At 62.7% G+C, this 2588-nt stretch carries 2 protein-coding genes; both read left to right on the top strand.

What is annotated here, in order from left to right:
• On the top strand, nt 1-1663 hold a 1663-nt coding region (locus tag IBX54_RS14340; RefSeq protein WP_296543333.1), incomplete at its 5' end, for a hypothetical protein.
• 41 nt (nt 1664-1704) lie between these two features.
• On the top strand, nt 1705-2463 hold the full coding sequence (locus IBX54_RS14335; protein ID WP_296543332.1) for a methyltransferase domain-containing protein: 759 nt from the start codon (nt 1705-1707) through the stop codon (nt 2461-2463).
• Nucleotides 2464-2588 lie beyond the last annotated feature (125 nt).

Below are 2588 nucleotides of genomic sequence, written 5' to 3'. Positions count from 1 at the left end.
TTTGACCATGCCAATCACATCAGAGCCACGTTGCCGCGCTGCTTTCAAGACCCAGACGGTGCTGCTGGGCGCTATATTGCTGTTCTTCTTTTACCGGCAGATCCACGACTACGATGTTTGGTTTCACATGGTCGTGGGGCGCGAGATGCTAGCCACCGGCGCGCTGCCGAAAACCATGTTTTACCTGCTGCCACTGCAGGGCGAACCCACCAACTATATTGAATGGGGCTTTGGCCTCATTCAGCACCTGGCCTACACAGTGGCCGGTTTTCCCGGCATGGCCTTGCTCAATGCGGCACTCGCTACCAGCGCGCTTTTGTTTGCCTACGCGGCGGCGCTCGGGCGCAGGGCGTGGCTGCACCCGGCTGCGTTGCTGGCGCTCGCCATCGTCGCCTGGGCCTTCAGGGTGCGCACCGAATACCGCGCCGAGATGCTGCTCTTTCTGGCGCTGGGCATCACCTTCTGGGCGCTGGAGCGCTTCATGGCATCCGGACGATGGCGCCAGCTCATTCCCATCCCGCTAAGTGCCCTGGTGCTAAGCCAAGCGCACCCGTCCAGCCTGATGCTGGTGCCGCTCATAGGCGCCTACGGCATTGAGGCCTTGCGCGCACCGCCCACCGGCCTGAGCCGCCTGCAGGCCAGCGTGGCCCTGGCTGGCAGCGCCACCGCCGCACTGCTACTTGCCTGCCTAAACCCCTATGGCTGGAGCCAGGTGGCCTTGCCGGTCATCACCCACCTGGCCGACCTCAACAATCCCGACCTGTTGTATGCTGTCACTGAATACCAACCCATCATGGCCACCGCCTTTGGCAGCACCTTTATCGTGCTGGTGCTGCTGTCCATTCCGGCGGTGCTGTTTGCGCCCAGGCACCGCATCGCGGCTGGCCTGCTGCTGACGCTGTTCGGTGGCCTGACGTATCTGTATGCGCGCAACATCGGCCTGTTTGCCCTGATGCTCGTGATTCCGCTGGTGCGCCTGGCCTTGCACGCCTGGCCCCAAACACTGCCCGCCTGGCTGACGCGCGTCGCCATGGCCGCACCGCTGGTGTGCCTGATCGCCTTTCCGCTCTGGCGCGGCGATTGGGGCAGCGGCCTGGTACCCAAGGTCTTCCCTGAGCAGGCCGCGAGCTACCTGCGCAGCCATGTGCCGGGCGCGCGCGTGTTCAACTTCATCGACTACGGCGGCTACCTCGCCTGGGCGCTCGGGCGCGAGGCCAGCGTCTTTGCCGACAGCCACGACACCGCCATGAACCGGGCCGCCGACTTGCACGACCGCATTTTTCAGGCCGAACCCGGTTGGCAAAATGCGCTGGCCAGCTACCGCATCGACGCCATCTTTGCGCCCACCCTGATGTCCTATTCAGGCCGCCTGATCGACCTGATGCTGCCGCTGGCCAAAGACGACAACTGGCAACTGGTCAGCGTCGAAGACGCCGGCCTGCTCTTTGTACGCAGCAGCCTGGCCCCGGCCCGCGCCATCGACAAGCGCGAAATCTGGCGCCACATGCTGGTCGCGGCACAAAGAATCATTGACGACTTCCCCAACCACCCGCAGCCCTGGCTGGCGCGCGCGCTGGCGCTCGAGGCGCTGGGCGACTTTGCGCAGGCCCGGCAGTCGCGCCGCCGCTTCGATCAACTCAGCTACAGCGAGCGGGCGCAATAAATTTTTTGCGCGCCACCGTCCCAATGCGTAGCCCAGGCACCATGAACAAAGAAAACCGCATCACTCAATACCAGCAAAACTACTTCAGCCAGTACGGCTTTGAAGCGGCGATGGTGAAATACCGCCGCAAGTTGGTCATGGAACGACTCGCCGCCATCCGCCCCAAAACCGTGCTTGAAGTGGGTTGCGGTGCCGAGCTTCTGTACCAGCACCACGTGCAGGCGGCGGGGCCTGTTGAGCGCTGGATCGTGGTCGAGCCGGGGCAGGAATTTCATCAAGTGGCTGCAAGCAGTGGCCTGCCCAATCTGCTGGCCATTCAGGGTTTTTTTGAAGATGTCACGTCGCAAATCAAAGACCAGCTGGGCACGCCCCCCGACCTGATCATCATCTCCAGCGTGTTGCACGAAGTCGCGCAGCCGCTCAAATTGCTCGAGGCCGCCAAAAGTCTGATGGACGAGCGCAGCGTGTTGCACGTCAATGTGCCCAATGCCGCCTCATTTCACCGCCTGCTGGCCAGGTCGATGGGCCTGATCGACGACGTAAAGCAATTGAGCGAGCGCAACCTTCATCTGCTGCAACACCGCGTTTACGATCGCCAAAGCATTCGCAGCGATGTTGAAGCGGCCGGCTTGCTGCCAGTTGCGCAAGGCGGCTATTTCATCAAGCCCTTCACCCATGCCCAGATGGCTCTGGTGGCAGAACAACTCGGCGCTGCGGTGCTCGACGGGCTCTACGCCATGGGCAAGGAGCGCCCCGAGCTGGCCAGCGAAATCTACATTGAAGCGCGCCGCCCCGCATAGCGTCGCGAGCCCACCGATACTGCACACAGACCATGAACAGAAATTTCGTCACTGCGAGCCCGCCGAATCAGGCCCGATACCGCACACGGACCTTGAACAGAGACTTCGTCACTGCGAGCGTAGCG

The sequence above is a fragment of the Rhodoferax sp. genome, from assembly GCF_014859475.1.
In the GTDB taxonomy this organism is placed as follows: Bacteria; Pseudomonadota; Gammaproteobacteria; order Burkholderiales; family Burkholderiaceae_C; genus Rhodoferax.
Note: the sequence above shows the minus strand (reverse complement) of the source record. Positions and strands in the feature narration are given on the sequence as shown.

Coding starts and splice junctions, on each gene's coding strand:
- IBX54_RS14335 (WP_296543332.1), top strand. CDS start 1,705: ATGAACAAAGAAAACCGCATCACTCAATACCAGCAAAACTACTTCAGC.